The sequence below is a fragment of the Haloarcula amylolytica JCM 13557 genome (assembly GCF_000336615.1).
GTDB classification, from domain to species: Archaea; Halobacteriota; Halobacteria; order Halobacteriales; family Haloarculaceae; genus Haloarcula; species Haloarcula amylolytica.
This window is the reverse complement of the sequence record NZ_AOLW01000005.1, coordinates 41,228-54,707: the sequence shown is the minus strand read 5'-3', so window position 1 is coordinate 54,707 and position 13,480 is coordinate 41,228. Positions and strand designations below refer to the sequence as shown.

Below are 13,480 nucleotides of genomic sequence, written 5' to 3'. Positions count from 1 at the left end.
TCAGAGATGTGTATAAGAGACAGGCCACGTCCCGCTATCCGAGACGGCGCTGACGGGGCTCGTTCTCGTGGGGCTGCTCCTGCTCGTCTACCTCGGTCGAACGGGTCTGGGCTGAATCTGTTCCACCGCACTTCGACTCCCCTTCGCATCTAAAACTCCCGATTCCGTCTCGAACCATCACGCCGCTGTCCCACACTTTCACTTTCACTCTGGTGTTAACGAGGCTTTATACCCCCGGACGCACAAGGCACGTCCATGTCCGCAAGTGAGGACCTCGAAGAGCTGCCGGGCGTCGGTCCGGCGACGGCAGAGAAACTCGAAGACAACGGCTACGACTCCTATCAGGGGATTGCGGTCGCCTCCCCCGGCGAACTGTCGAACACGGCCGACATCGGTGAGTCGTCGGCGGCAGACATCATCCAGGCCGCCCGCGAGGCGGCCGACATCGGCGGCTTCGAGACCGGCTCGACGGTGCTCGAACGCCGCGAGCAGATCGGGAAGCTCTCCTGGGGCGTCGACGAGGTCGACGACCTGCTGGGCGGCGGCGTCGAGACCCAGTCCATCACCGAGGTGTACGGCGAGTTCGGGGCCGGCAAGTCCCAGGTAACACACCAGCTCGCAGTCAACGTCCAGCTGCCGGCCGAACACGGCGGGCTGGAAGGGAGCGCCATCTTCGTCGACTCCGAGGACACGTTCCGACCCGAGCGTATCGAACAGATGGTCAAGGGCCTCGCCGACGAGGTACTGGCAGACACGCTGGTCCTCCACGGCATCGTCGAGGAGGAGGACGACGCAGACCCGACCGACGAGGATCTGCTCGATGACCTCGTCGCCTCCGTGCTGGAGAAGATCCACGTCGCGAAGGCGTTCAACTCCAACCACCAGATCCTCCTGGCCGAGAAGGCACAGGAGATCGCCAGCGAGAGTCAGGACGAGGAGTTCCCCGTCCGCCTGCTCGCCGTCGACTCGCTGACCGCCCACTTCCGAGCCGAGTACGTCGGCCGTGGCGAACTCGCCGACCGGCAGCAGAAGCTCAACAAGCACCTCCACGACCTGATGCGCGTCGGCGACCTCAACAACACCGCCGTCGTCGTCACGAATCAGGTCGCCTCCAACCCCGACTCCTTCTTCGGCGACCCGACCCAGCCCATCGGTGGCAACATCCTCGGCCACACCTCCACGTTCCGGATGTACCTCCGGAAGTCCAAGGGGAACAAGCGCATCGTCAAACTCGTCGACGCGCCGAACCTCCCGGACGGCGAGGGCGTCATGCGCGTCGAAGAAGACGGCCTGCTGAACGAGTAGCCCGAGTCCTAAGGACTACTACCGACGCGACGATTCCAGACTTTTTCTCCGGCGGTTTTCGAGACCCGCAACAGCGTCCGCCCGGACTGGCATGTGGACTGCTCCCGCGCCTCGAACCCCTCCGTTTCACCTCGAACCCGCTTCCGTCCGGCGTCTTGCGGCCGTCAGACGCACCGTGGTGAATGTGAAACTTCGCCACCCCAACCGCAAGACGGCGGTACATCTCCTGTCGAAACAGAGGGGTAACAGCTGGGAACCGACAGACGGCTGTCTGGTTGTCGATGTTCTCCAGGGGTAAACTGTCGACTGGAGATGTCAGCGTCCAACCGCCATGTTTGGACGGTACGAAAGTCGGTGGACAGCGAGAAAATCAGTCGCCTGCCTGGTCTGCCGTGGCCTGTGCGTCGGCGCTCCAACGCCTCGCCGTCAGTCCCCGGCAGATTTCATCCCGGTCTCTTCGAGGTCCGCACCGCCGACCGACGAGCGCAGGGCGTCCATCCCGTCGTCGCGGTCGATGCCGAAGTTATCACGGTATAGCTCCTGCACGCGGTCGTACTCCTCGTCGCTGAGCGGCGGCGTATCGGGCGCGCCGGCCCACTCGTCGATGTCGGCGTTCGTCCGGAACGTCGGGGTGACCGACGCCACCTCGTCGTTGTAGAGGAGCCACTGGATGGCCGCCTGGCCCATCGTCCGTGCTCCGTCACGTTCTAGGAACCGGATTTCCTCGACCTTCTCCCAGCCGGTTTCGTACCACTCGCTCGGCCGGTGGGAACGGTGGTCGCCCTTGCCGAGTTCCGTCTCCGGGGTCACCTGCTCGTTCAGCAGGCCCGAGGAGTGCGGGACACGAGCGAGTACCGACGTGTCGGCGTTCTGCTCGCGGATAGTGTCGATGAAGTGCTGGCCGGGGGTCTGCTCGAAGAGGTTGAAGACGGTCTGGAGCGCGTCGAACTCGTTGGCGACCGCGGCGTCGCCCTCGGCGAGCCAGCCGATAGAGGGGCCGAGCGCCCAGCCGATGGCCTCGACTTTCCCCTCCTCGCGGAGTTCGTCCAGCGCCTCCAGGACGTCCTCGTCGACCTCGTCGACGTTGGCGTTGTGGAGCATCAGGAGTTCGACGTGGTCCATGCCGAGGCGGTCGAGCGAGCGGTCGACGGCGGTGTGAACCCACTCAGGTGTGACCTTCTTCGGGAGTTCGCCGTGACCGGCCTGGGGGTTGTTGTAGAAGTCGTAGCCGATCTTCGTCGAGACGGTGACCTCGTCGCGGTGTTCCGCCAGCGCCTCGCCGATGATCTCCTCGCTGTCGCCGTGGCCGTACACGTCGCCGGTGTCGAAGAACGTCACGTCCTCCTCGAGCGCGTGCTGGACCATGTCGATAGCATCGTCGCGAGTGCGGTCGCCCCACCAGTCCGTGCCGACGACCCAGGCACCGAATCCGACTTCCGAGACCTCGACGCCGGAGTTTCCGAGTGTCGCGTATTCCATACCCAACGTAGCGGCGCTGTCCACTTAGCCGTCTTGGTTTGCGGTGTCGGACCGCGTCCGAATCCGGAGTTCGGGGGTGGCGATGGCATCGAGCAGTTCGACCGTGCCGTACTCGCGGCGGACCCACCAGTACAGCGCGGCTCCGCCGACGCCAAGCAGCGGGAGCGCGATGAGTCCGCCTTCGGGGCCAAAGTTGCCGCCGGTCACCAGCGTCGGGCCGGTCGCATCAGTCGAGAGCAGGGCGACACCCATCCGGAGGCCGCTCACGGGAAAACCAAGCAGTGCCAGCGTGTAGTTCCAGGCGACGTGGAAGCCGCTGGCGACCCCGAGTCGCCCGGTCAGGACGTAACACGCACCGAGCAGGAGGCCGTAGAGGGTGATGTTGGTCACGCTGAGCAGCGACGCGCTGGGGTTCGTCCAGTGGAGGACGCCGAACAGCGCGCCCGTCAGCGCCGTCGCGGCGATGACCGCGCGGCGCTTCCCGACCCAGCCAGCGAGCCCCTCGGCCGCATTCGTCAACAGGTAGCCACGGACGAGCACTTCCTCGGCAGTCGCCTGGACGATGAAGAACGCTCCCAAGAGGAGGACAGCGACCGGCGGTCCGAACGCGGTCAGTGGGAGCGGCCCGCTGTCGACGGTAGCGAAGATGACGCTGACTTCCACGAACCCGGCACCCAGTTCGACGAGTAGGACGAGCGTGGGAAGCCCCGCCCCGAGCGCGAGGCCGAACGCGGCGTCACGCCACCACTGTCGGTCGAACCCCAACCCGTAGTCAGAGAGCGTCCGTCGGTCCAGCAGATAGCCGAGTACGACAGCCACGACGGTTCCGGCCGCAAAGAGCGCAATCTGGCGCGCGACTGCGACCGCTGGCGTCACGCCCACCACGGACGACACCACTGCGACCACTCCTGAGAGCAGGACGAGGCCGAACCCAGCGAGAAACACCCACAGTGTGACCCGCCACGGCGCTCGCAGCCGGCGCTCGGCGGGATTGACGATGTAGCGCCGTATCTCCATGATGAAGTCCGACCTGACCATGTCGTCGTCTGGAACGGCGGCGTCTTAACTGTGGCTTGCTCGCCGAGCTGTGTGGTTCACGGTGTCGTGACACAGGTGTTACTGGGTAGGTTTCAGGTAACGGAAACCCCTATCTGCCCGCGAAGCCACGTACTCGACATGACGAAGCGTCACGTGTCGCTGCCACCGCTCGCTGAAGAGGGGCTTAGGGCGTTTATCGATGAGGTCGACGAACGCCTCTCCGGTGACGAGGACACCTGCGATGTTGTCACTGACGTGTTGGTCGACCTCCACGGCGACCGAGACGCCTACGAGCGCTGGCAGGACGGCGCGGATATCTCCCCGGCCGAACGGGTCCGGCTTCAGGGGTATGACCCCTGTAACACGACCCTCGAAAGCGAGTACTACGCCGAGAAAGACGAGGAGCGGTTCAAACGCTCGAAGCACCTCCAGTGGCTCTGGCGGCAGTTCGACGCGACACCGATGGCGGACAACGTCGAGTTCGCGCTCCGGTTCCGGCGGATGCTCGCCAACCACCTCTTTGACTCCTGTGGCGAGGGCTGTCGCTTCTTCAAGGGCATCACGTTCACCTACGGCCACAACATCGAAGTCGGCGACAACGTCGTCGTCCACGACGACGTCCACCTGGACGACCGCGGGAAACTCACTATCGGCGACCGCGTCTCTATCTCCGACGACACCCACGTCTACAGCCACGACCACGACGCCGTCGACCAGACCCACGTCGACAACTACCACACCATCATCGAAGACGACGTGCGCCTGACCTACGACTCGATGGTCCGGGCCGGCGTCAAGGTCGGGGAAAACGCCATCCTCGCGGCGAAGTCCATCGCCGGCAAGGACATCCCTGCCCACCACATCGCCGCCGGCACGCCGGCGAAGTCCCTGACTGTCAAGGACGGCTGGGAGTCCGTCGCGGAGCCAATCGAGGGGGCGAACGTCGACCGCCGTGCCGAGCGGCAACTGTTCGTTGACCTGCCCGATAATCTGGAGCAGTTCGACGAGTTCCAGCGGGACCTCTCGCCGCCGGACCGCCAGTAGCCGGTGCGGCCACGCCGGCAGTCCTTTTGCCGCACCGACCGAACCCCTGGTATGCGAAGCGTCGCCATCAACGTCGGAGCGAACACGAACGAGCCCGGCTTTCGCGGGCCACTGTTCTCCGACGGCACCTTCGAGTATATTCCCATTCCCGAATCGAAACCGACCAGCGAGCCAGTGCCGACCTACGGCGACCTTGACCTGCGGACCGACGTTTCTGCGGTGGCCGACCAGCCGGTCCACTTCGACCCGGAGTTTCCCGAGGCCGGCGGCGAGCGCTACACGTACGGCGACGAACACGGCGTGAAGGCCGGACCGCTCTCGGAGCTGTCGGCCGGTGACTACCTGTTCTTCTACGCGACGCTGTCGATGGCCGACGAGCGTTCGGCCTGGGCGTCGCCGAAGTGGGGGGCCCACGTCATCGGCCACTTCCAACTCGCTCGTGACGCGGTGACCGGCGACGAGTACCGGGACCTCCCGTCCGAGGAACAGGCACAGTTCGCCTCGAACGCCCATGTGAAACGCGACCCCTTCGACGCTCGCGTTCTCATTCGCGGCAACGCTGACGAGTCACGACTGTACGACACGGTCGTCCCGCTGTCGGCACCGAGCGGCGGCACCGACGCGAACGAACTGGTCACCGAACTGTCGTCCGACTCGGGGAAGGGGCCGTGGTGGCGACGGCCGATGCGGTTCGACGAGGGTGGCACGGAGCGACTGCTCGAACTGGCTGAGAGCTACCCCAGCGCCCTCGAACGCTGAGGCAGCCGAATGAGTTATCACCGGTGAAAATAGAATGTGAAAGCATATGTCCAGACGGACTCAGGTAGCTGATATGCGTCTCTCTAGTGGGGTCCCCGGCTTCGACGAACTCATTGAGGGGGGGCTACTCCCGAATCGTCTTTATGTGGTCAGCGGCCCGCCGGGCAGCGGGAAGACTACTTTCTGCTCACAGTTCATTACACAGGGCGTCAAAGAGGGCGAGACGTGCCTGTACGTGACGATGCACGAGACCAAGACGGAGTTGATGCAGGACATGGCCGGCTACGAGTTCGGGTTCGACCGGGCCATGCAGTCTGACGCCATCCAGTTCCTCAACCTCGTCACCGAGAGCGGAAAGCGAACTATCACGCAGTTCGGCAGCGAGGGCGGCCTGACGAACCGCCTCGTCGCTTATATCAGACAGAACGACATCCAGCGGGTCGTCATCGACTCGACGATGCTGTTGCAGCATTTCATGAACGACGTCGAAGACGAGATCACGGGCTTTCTCTCCGCGCTGAAACAGACGGACGCGACGACGCTACTCATCTCTGAGATGACCGACCCGTCCTCCTACAGCGACGAACACTACCTCGCCCACGGCGTCGTCTTCTTCCACAACTTCCTCGAAAACGGGAGCATGACCCGCGGCGTCCAGGTCATCAAGATGCGAGGCACCGCCATCGACTGTGACATCCGGGAGATATCCTTCTCTGACGCCGGACTGCAGGTCCACTCCGATCGGAAAGTGGAGACATGAGCCGCTACGAGCGTGAGTTCGGCACCGACTGGGAAACTCTCGGCAAAGACGAGGCCACCGACCGGGCCTACGCCATCGGCGTCGCCGAGCGCCTCGGGGAGTACAACCGGGAGGAACTCGAAGCCATCTACGCCGAGATGAACTCGGCGTACCACAAGAGCATGGTCGAACTCGCGTACGACGAAGGCCGCAACGAAGCGAAGGAAGCGGCGGAGACGACCAGCGCCGACCGGGACGCCCTCTGGGCCGACCTGATCAACGGCGAGAAGACGTACATCGACGAAGACGACGTGCCGACCAGCGGCCGCGACGGCCTGCCGTCGGCGCTCGACTCCTCGGAACTGCTTGACAGGCAGTCGATCGACAGCACTGACGCCGTCGACAGACCGGACTTTCTCGACAGGTAGCTGGCTCCAGTGTGTGCACTCGCCGGCAGCGATAGCGCTGCTGCTCGCCCATGTGAAAACGAAGGAGACGGGAAACCCGTCCAGAGCTGGGGGCCGCGTGCGGGACGCGGTCAGCCGAAAGTAACCGGCAGGGCCGTTAGAAGGAGACTTCGTCCGGCCCGTCTTCGCCCATGCAGACCGGGTCGCGGTCGGAGTAGCCCTTTCGGCCGATGGCCTTGCTCGACACGCCCGAGAACGCCGCGAACTCGGCGTCTTCCGCGCTCTCGAAGGTTTCCGGGGCCGACCGGCTCAGCGCGTCGCCCAGCCGTTCGGTGCCGTTTGGCAGTTCGAGCTCCATGTCGCCGTCGCCCTCGATGATCTCTTCGGCGGAAACCGGGTAGTCGTACGATTGGAAGGCGTCCGTCGCGTTGCTTAGCATTCGCATATGCCGAGAAAGTTCATGGTCGATAATAAACCTTCACTATAGATAATCATAATGTCCCTTAATGCGTATAAGGAACTCACGTTTCGTGTGCCCACGACACATGACTCGACCAGAAGCGGCTTCCTGCTGGGGATTGTGGGAGTAGTATGGTCGTCGCTGACTTGCACGTACACACGACCCGCTCCGACGGGACGCTCTCCCTCGACGAAGTCCCGGCCGCCGCGAGACGAGCGGGCGTCGAGGTTGTCGCCGTCACGGATCACGACCGACTTCAGCCTGAACTCGACGGCCCCGTCACTGAACGGGACGGTGTGACGCTTCTCCACGGTATCGAACTCCGTGTCGAAACCGAGACCCAGCGACTGGACCTGCTGGGCTACGGTGTCGACCCGACCGACGAACTCCGGGCCGAGTGTGAGCACGTCCAGCGGAACCGCCGCGAGCGCGGCGCGCGCATCATCGACTGTGTCGAGGACCGGTTGGGCGTCTCGCTGCCCGTCGAACCGCGTGACGGCCTGGGTCGCCCCCACATCGCCCGCGCAGTCGCCGAGGTGTCGGACCACACCTTCCAGTCCGCATTCGACGAGCTAATTGGCGACGACTGTCCCTGTTACGTCGCCCGAGAGGTCCCGTCCTTCGAGCGCGGTTGTGCGGTCCTCTCGGAGGCGTGTGGACTGGTCGGCCTCGCCCACCCGTTCAGATACCCCGATACGGCGGCTGCGCTGTCCAAGTGTGCGTCGCTCGACGCCGTCGAACGGTGGTACCCCTACGGCCGTACGGTCGACGACAGCCTCGTCGACGACGCTATCGAGCGATACGACCTCGTGCCGACGGGCGGCAGCGACGCTCACGGCGAGACGCTGGGTGACACCGGCCTGGACGCCGCCGCCTGGGGTCGGGTCGAAACAGCGCTCAGCGTCTGACAACCGGCAGACGGAACCCGAGGGTTCAATGTCGTCCGGGACTACTATTCAGGTATGCAGTGTCACTACTGCGACCGTGAAGCCGATATCGCCGTCGAGAACGACGGCGTCAAGGTTGGTGTCTGCAAGACACATTTCCGTGAACAGATGGCGGAACTGGAAGACGCCGACTGGCTCGAAGACCTCGACGAAGAACTCGACATCGACCGACGCGAGTGACCGACGCTCCGTTTTGCTGCTTCTGCCGTGGCGTGCCCCCAGTGGCACCGCTGTGACTCGCCCTGACTAACGGTTAAGGACTGTCCGCTGTACATGGCAACTATGGAGAAAGTCAGTCTCGACGCCGTCGAATCGCGAATGGGGCCGGCGTCGGTCAAGCGGGCGCTCGCCGGGCCGCTCGGCACCGACGACATCGCGCTGAACTACTACGAACTGGCCCCGGGCGAGTCCTTCGGCTTCGGCTACCACCGTCACCCGGGTCAGGAGGAGGTGTTTCTCGTTCAGTCGGGCACAGCGACGTTCGAGACGGAGGACGGCGACGTGCGCGTCGAGGCCGGCGACGCCATCCGCTTCGCTCCCGGCGAGTGGCAACGCGGGTACAACGAGGGCGACGAGCGCGTCGTCGCGCTCGCGCTCGGCGCGCCACAGGAGATGGGCGACACCGATATGCTCCGGCACTGCGAGGAGTGTGGCGGTCGCACGCACAACTACGTCGAGATGACGGACGACCGGGACGCGCTGGTGACACGCTGTGCGGAATGTGACGCCGAGACCGGGCGGTTCACCTGATGTCCGTAGACCCACCGCACCGACAGAATCAGTCGTCGGCAGCGGTGGCACGGGTCGCGTCGCCCGTGTGACGCACGGCGAACTCGGTGAAGTTGTCGAACAGTCGCTTGGCCTCGCAGGCCGCGCGGTGATTCTCCTCGGTGATGCCGTCAAGCACCGCCTTGATGCGCTCGTCGGAGAGTTGTTCGTCCTTGCCTTTCGTCACCGTCTCGGCCGTCTCGGGGTCGTACTCGGGGTGGAACTGCACCGAGAAGACGTTCTCTTTCCGGAACCCGTGGACGCCGTAGTCGTTCTCGGCGAACGTGGTCGCACCTGGGGGCACCTCGGCGACACGGTCCGAATGCGTCGTGAAGACGGTAAACGACTCGTCGACGCCGGTGAGCAGTTCGTTCTCGCCGTCGTGTTCGACGGTTCGGTAGCCGATCTCGTACTCGTCCATCGCCTCGACGGTCCCGCCGAGCGCGTGCGCCAGCAGCTGGTGGCCGAAACAGACGCCCAGGAACGCGATGTCGCGGTCGACCGCGTCCGCGACCCAGGATTCGAGGTCCCGTATCCAGGGCTCGTCCCAGTAGACGGACGCGCGGCTGCCCGTGACCAGACAGCCGTCGAACGCGAAGGTGTCGGGCAGTTCGCGCTCGGTCACGTCGTATTCCACGAGGTCGGCGTCGAGTTCCCGCCGGAAGTTTCGGCGGTTGTCGTCGCCGTCGTGGGCCGCGTTCAGCAGGGCGATCCGTGGCCTCATTACCAGTACGCAACGGCTCAAATCGTAAAAACATGCATACCGACGGCAGTGATTGCCGCTCGCGGTGACGGGGACACCGTCGTCAAATCGACCGCGGATACAGCGGCTATCGGAGACGACTGGCCGTTCAGAACTGTCTCGCTACGGGACGTCGACGACTGCGATACGTGCGTTTACGTCTGGTCCGCTTCCGGGTTGTTCGTCCGCCGATAGGAGCCCACCATCTTCCACAGCGTGTCGTTGAAGTCGTCGTTGTTGGCTTCGCTCTCGATCTGCCGGTACAGGTTTTCCGAGACTTCGATACGGGGCATCAAGTGCGTATAGAGAGCGGGAGTAAATAAATCTCCGCTGACACGGAATCGAGTAAAAGCTTCAACGAACTCCTCTAGGGCCCGTATAACCATCTGGCACCGAAAGAGACGAACCAGGCCATCCAGATGCAGAAGACGACCAGCCACGCCCCGTACTGGACTGTCGGGTTCGGAACCAGGACGTACGCCACGACAAGCAAAGCGGCAATGCTCGCCGCGGCCGTGGCGTCCCAGCGGTCCAGTGCGGGCGGTGTGACCATCGGAGACTACTGCGAGATGCCGTAGGTGTCGTCGTCCCAGTCGTTGACGCCGGTGTCGTAGACCGCCTGCTCGCGTTCGATGGCATCGATTCGCTCGCGGTCGGCGGCGTCGAGTTCCCAGTCGGACAACGCGAGGTTCTGTCGGACGTGCTCGGGCGAGGAGGACTTCGGTAGCACCACCACGTCGTTCTCGACCGCCCACTTCAGGATGACCTGGGCCGGCGACTTGTCGTATTTCTCGGCTAGGTCCTGAATGACGTCGTCGGCGAACACCTCGGTCCGACCCAGCGGCGCGGCCGCCTCGACGACGGTGTCGGTGTCGCGGCAGAACTCGACGACCTGGTTCTGGGTGTTCCAGGGATGGTACTCGATCTGATTGACGGCGATGGGCACGTCGGCGACGTGCTGGGCGGCACCGAGCTGGTACGCGCTGAAGTTCGAGACGCCGACGTTGCGGATCTTCCCCTGGTCGTGGAGCGTCGCCATCGCGTTCATCGTCTCGCGGATAGAGACAGCGGGGTTCGGCCAGTGAACGAGATACAGGTCGAGGTAGTCGGTCCCGAGGCGGTCGAGCGACGCCTCACAGGCTTCGATGACGGACTCGTAATCGAGGTGCTTGGGCAGCACCTTCGACGTGAGGAACACGTCCTCGCGGTCGTAGTCGGCCAGGGCCTCGCCGATCTCCGCTTCGTTCTTGTAGCCCTCGGCGGTGTCGACGTGGGCGTAGCCCGCATCGAGCCCCGCTCGAACGGACTCCTGAAGCGTATCGCCGTCGATGTCCCACGTCCCGACGCCGACCATCGGTAGTTCGTCGCCACTCGGAAGCGTCACTGTTGGGGGTGTCACAGTACGTGCCTCATCCGCCGCAGTCAAAACCGTTTCGCGCTCGTCGTGTCGTGGTACACGCCCGATTTACGTTTCACTCGGGACTGGCGATGTCGACCGGCTGGCCGGTGTCCGCGCTCCGGGCCAGCGCGTCCATGGCGCGCATGTTCCCCAGCGTCTCGGCCCGGTCGATGGGCGGCGTCTCGTCGTTCTCGACGGCGTCCGCGAACGCCTCGACCTGCAACTGATAGTGGTCAACCGGGTCGAACGTCTCTGTGACCTCGCGGCCGTCGACGCTGTACGTCAGCGAGACTGACTCGTCGTGTTCCGGGCCGAAGCAGTTCGGCGCTTCGAGCCAGCCGTCGTCGGTCTCGACCCGGTAGTACTCCCGTCTCGGCCCGTCGAACCCGCAGGAAACCGAGGCGACGCGCCCGTCGTCGTACGAGAGGACGCCGCTGAAGTTCGTGTCCACACCGCTGTCCCGGGAATCCCGGGCATGGGCAAACGCCCGGTCCGGCTCGCCGAGGAAGCCCCGGGCCGCGCTGACGGCGTAACAGCCCACGTCCATCAGGCTCCCGCCGGCCAGTTCCGGGTCCAGCCGGATGTTACTGGAGTCGTCAAGCGAGAACTTGAACGACGCGTCGACGGTGTGTACCTCGCCAAGTTCGGTTTCGACGATTTCCCTTGCCCGCCGGGTCCGCGGGTGGAACTGATACATGAACGCCTCCATCAGCGTGACGCCCTGCTCGGCACAGTAGTCGAAGAGGTCCACTGCCCCGGCAGTGTCGACGGTCAGTGGCTTCTCACAGAGCACGTCGAGCCCGTGGTCGGCGGCCCGCTGGCTCCACTCGGCGTGGAGCGCGTTCGGAAGCGGGTTGTACACCGCGTCGATGTCCGCCTCGGCGAACATCGTCTCGTAGTCGCCGAAGGCACTGTCGATACCGAGGCCCTCGGCGACCTCGCCGGCACGGTCTCGGGTTCTGGAGCTGATTGCCGCGACCGTGTGGTCCGACTTCTGGATGCCCGGAATCACGTCCTTGCGTGCGATTTTCGCCGTCGAAATAATGCCAAAGCGCATACCGATACCCGACTCTCCGCTGATAAACAATTACCGACCTTTGGACGCTGACTCGGCACTGACACCCTGTTCGGATACGGCGGCCAGTTCGTCCGCTGACGGCTCGCGTCTGTCGGGCACGAGTTCGGCGGCCACCTCGCGTGCGCGCTCGAAGTGTGCCGCTGCGTCTTCGCACGCGATTCCGGGTGCCTCTCGCTTCGACTCGTCGCTGGCCTCGCGTAGCTCCTGTCGCCCCGCTTCACGGTGTGCATCCACCAGTGCAACGGCGATGTCCGCGAGCGCTTGCCGGAGCGACGCCCGGTCGCCGTCGAAGCGGCGGTCACGACCCCAGTCCAGTTCGTACGCCGTCCGGTATCGGTCGAGGGCGGCTTCCCAATGTGTGGCCCGCGCTGCCGGGTCCGTCGCGGCTCTGGCCGCGCCCGCAGCCGCCTGTGCCGCGTCGACTGGGGCCGAGAGGAGCTCGGCGTATTCCGCCTCGACTGCGTCCCGTGCGTCCGTGATGGCTTCTACCGACGGCTCCGGTGCCGTTACCGCCAGCGCTCGGTCGTACTCGATGCTGGCCTGTGCGTACGCATCCGCGGCCCGCTCGTACGCCAGGTCCTCCCACGCGTACCGGGCCGCGTCGCGGTGCTCCTCGGCCGCCCTGACGTGCCGTCGGCGCTGGCTGGTGTCGATCTGTGCTTGCGTTGACTGGAGGCGTGTATCGATGGTCGCTGTCGCTCCCTCTCCCAGCGATTCGACCCGTTCCCGTCCGCTATCGAGTGCCTCCTGTGCGGCCGTGATGTGCGTGGCTGCTGCGTCGGGGTTCGCCGCCTCCAGTGCCGCCGTTGCAGCCTCGACCTGGGATTCTGCCCGGTCGAGTTCGGTTAGCGTACGGGTCCAGACCTGTGTGGCTTCGTCGATGAACGTCCGTACTGGCGCTAGATCGCCCTTACATTCGAACGCCCAGCGGTCTTCGTCGACGGTGACGATTTCGAGTGTCGACGTGCGGAGCCCCGACGTACAGTGTACGGCCACGATGTCTTCGTGGGGCAGCGAGATGGCCCGGTCACCGTTGTCGTCGCCGACGACGAACACGACCCGGATGTTCGTTGCAAGCAGATACGCGCGGTAGTCGCCGGCCGGCGTGAGCGACTCGTTGTTCCCCCGGGCAGCGACGACGCCGGACCGGTCGTTGTACGCGAGATATCGTGGCGTCTCTGTCCCCCGTAGATACTGCCCCAGCGGCTGCTGAAGGCGGCGCGTGCGTCCGAACAGCCCGTCGGTGTTCGCTCGCTCGAATATCTCCGGTCGACCCGAGGAACGTACGTCGATAACGGTTTCCACAGTCTACCCC

17 protein-coding genes are annotated in these 13,480 nt (G+C 64.7%); 8 read left to right on the top strand and 9 right to left on the bottom strand.

Features of this window, described 5'->3' with window-relative positions; genetic code table 11:
* The first annotated feature begins 255 nt into the window (after positions 1-255).
* Positions 256-1,305 (top strand): DNA repair and recombination protein RadA, encoded by a 1,050-nt coding sequence (gene radA, locus C442_RS00290; protein ID WP_008306928.1) that lies wholly within the window; start codon positions 256-258, stop codon positions 1,303-1,305.
* A 426-nt stretch (positions 1,306-1,731) separates the two neighbouring features.
* Here the strand turns inward: radA and C442_RS00285 are convergent, their stop codons facing one another.
* Entirely contained in the window at positions 1,732-2,784 is a 1,053-nt protein-coding gene (locus tag C442_RS00285; protein ID WP_008306927.1) for an aldo/keto reductase, read from the bottom strand.
* 24 nt (positions 2,785-2,808) lie between these two features.
* A complete protein-coding gene (locus tag C442_RS00280) occupies positions 2,809-3,822 on the bottom strand; it encodes a CPBP family intramembrane glutamic endopeptidase (protein WP_008306926.1) in 1,014 nt (337 codons plus the stop codon).
* 138 nt (positions 3,823-3,960) lie between these two features.
* Here C442_RS00280 and C442_RS00275 point away from each other — a divergent pair, with 138 nt between their 5' ends.
* The 4 genes from C442_RS00275 to C442_RS00260 all read left to right on the top strand — a co-directional run bounded on the left by C442_RS00275 (position 3,961) and on the right by C442_RS00260 (position 6,792).
* Positions 3,961-4,866, top strand: coding sequence for an acyltransferase (locus C442_RS00275; RefSeq protein WP_008306924.1), 906 nt, complete (start codon positions 3,961-3,963; stop codon positions 4,864-4,866).
* Between the two features lie 51 nt (positions 4,867-4,917).
* Entirely contained in the window at positions 4,918-5,625 is a 708-nt protein-coding gene (locus tag C442_RS00270; RefSeq protein WP_008306922.1) for an Nmad3 family putative nucleotide modification protein, read from the top strand.
* 73 nt (positions 5,626-5,698) lie between these two features.
* Positions 5,699-6,385 carry an RAD55 family ATPase gene (locus C442_RS00265; RefSeq protein WP_008306920.1) on the top strand — a complete coding sequence of 229 codons (687 nt, stop codon included), beginning with the start codon at positions 5,699-5,701 and terminating at the stop codon, positions 6,383-6,385.
* The gene (locus C442_RS00260; RefSeq protein ID WP_008306919.1) at positions 6,382-6,792 is read left to right on the top strand and encodes a hypothetical protein; all 411 of its coding nucleotides are present in this window, start codon (positions 6,382-6,384) and stop codon (positions 6,790-6,792) included. The genes C442_RS00265 and C442_RS00260 overlap by 4 nt, the downstream gene beginning before the upstream one ends.
* A 136-nt stretch (positions 6,793-6,928) precedes the next feature.
* Here the strand turns inward: C442_RS00260 and C442_RS00255 are convergent, their stop codons facing one another.
* Positions 6,929-7,216, bottom strand: coding sequence for a DUF5789 family protein (locus tag C442_RS00255; protein ID WP_008306918.1), 288 nt, complete (start codon positions 7,214-7,216; stop codon positions 6,929-6,931).
* Positions 7,217-7,362: 146 nt separating this feature from the next.
* Here C442_RS00255 and C442_RS00250 point away from each other — a divergent pair, with 146 nt between their 5' ends.
* The 3 genes from C442_RS00250 (at position 7,363) to C442_RS00245 (ending at position 8,928) form a co-directional block, all read left to right on the top strand.
* A complete protein-coding gene (locus tag C442_RS00250; protein WP_008306917.1) occupies positions 7,363-8,139 on the top strand; it encodes a PHP domain-containing protein in 777 nt (258 codons plus the stop codon).
* Between the two features lie 54 nt (positions 8,140-8,193).
* Complete coding sequence (locus tag C442_RS21960) at positions 8,194-8,358, top strand: DUF6757 family protein (protein ID WP_004516452.1); 165 nt, start codon at positions 8,194-8,196, stop codon at positions 8,356-8,358.
* Between the two features lie 102 nt (positions 8,359-8,460).
* Entirely contained in the window at positions 8,461-8,928 is a 468-nt protein-coding gene (locus tag C442_RS00245; protein WP_008306916.1) for a cupin domain-containing protein, read from the top strand.
* A gap of 28 nt (positions 8,929-8,956) precedes the next feature.
* Here the strand turns inward: C442_RS00245 and C442_RS00240 are convergent, their stop codons facing one another.
* The 6 genes from C442_RS00240 to C442_RS00220 all read right to left on the bottom strand — a co-directional run bounded on the left by C442_RS00240 (position 8,957) and on the right by C442_RS00220 (position 13,470).
* On the bottom strand, positions 8,957-9,670 hold the full coding sequence (locus C442_RS00240; protein ID WP_008306915.1) for a type 1 glutamine amidotransferase: 714 nt from the start codon (positions 9,668-9,670) through the stop codon (positions 8,957-8,959).
* 173 nt (positions 9,671-9,843) lie between these two features.
* Positions 9,844-9,981 (bottom strand): hypothetical protein, encoded by a 138-nt coding sequence (locus tag C442_RS21955; RefSeq protein WP_004516449.1) that lies wholly within the window; start codon positions 9,979-9,981, stop codon positions 9,844-9,846.
* A 74-nt stretch (positions 9,982-10,055) separates the two neighbouring features.
* Positions 10,056-10,241, bottom strand: a complete 186-nt coding sequence (locus tag C442_RS22975) for a hypothetical protein (RefSeq protein WP_008306914.1) — start codon at positions 10,239-10,241, stop codon at positions 10,056-10,058.
* A 6-nt stretch (positions 10,242-10,247) separates the two neighbouring features.
* Positions 10,248-11,042, bottom strand: coding sequence for an aldo/keto reductase (locus C442_RS00230; RefSeq protein ID WP_008306913.1), 795 nt, complete (start codon positions 11,040-11,042; stop codon positions 10,248-10,250).
* Positions 11,043-11,160: 118 nt separating this feature from the next.
* Positions 11,161-12,144, bottom strand: coding sequence for a Gfo/Idh/MocA family protein (locus C442_RS00225; protein ID WP_008306912.1), 984 nt, complete (start codon positions 12,142-12,144; stop codon positions 11,161-11,163).
* 30 nt (positions 12,145-12,174) lie between these two features.
* Positions 12,175-13,470 carry a hypothetical protein gene (locus C442_RS00220; protein WP_008306911.1) on the bottom strand — a complete coding sequence of 432 codons (1,296 nt, stop codon included), beginning with the start codon at positions 13,468-13,470 and terminating at the stop codon, positions 12,175-12,177.
* Positions 13,471-13,480: the final 10 nt, after the last annotated feature.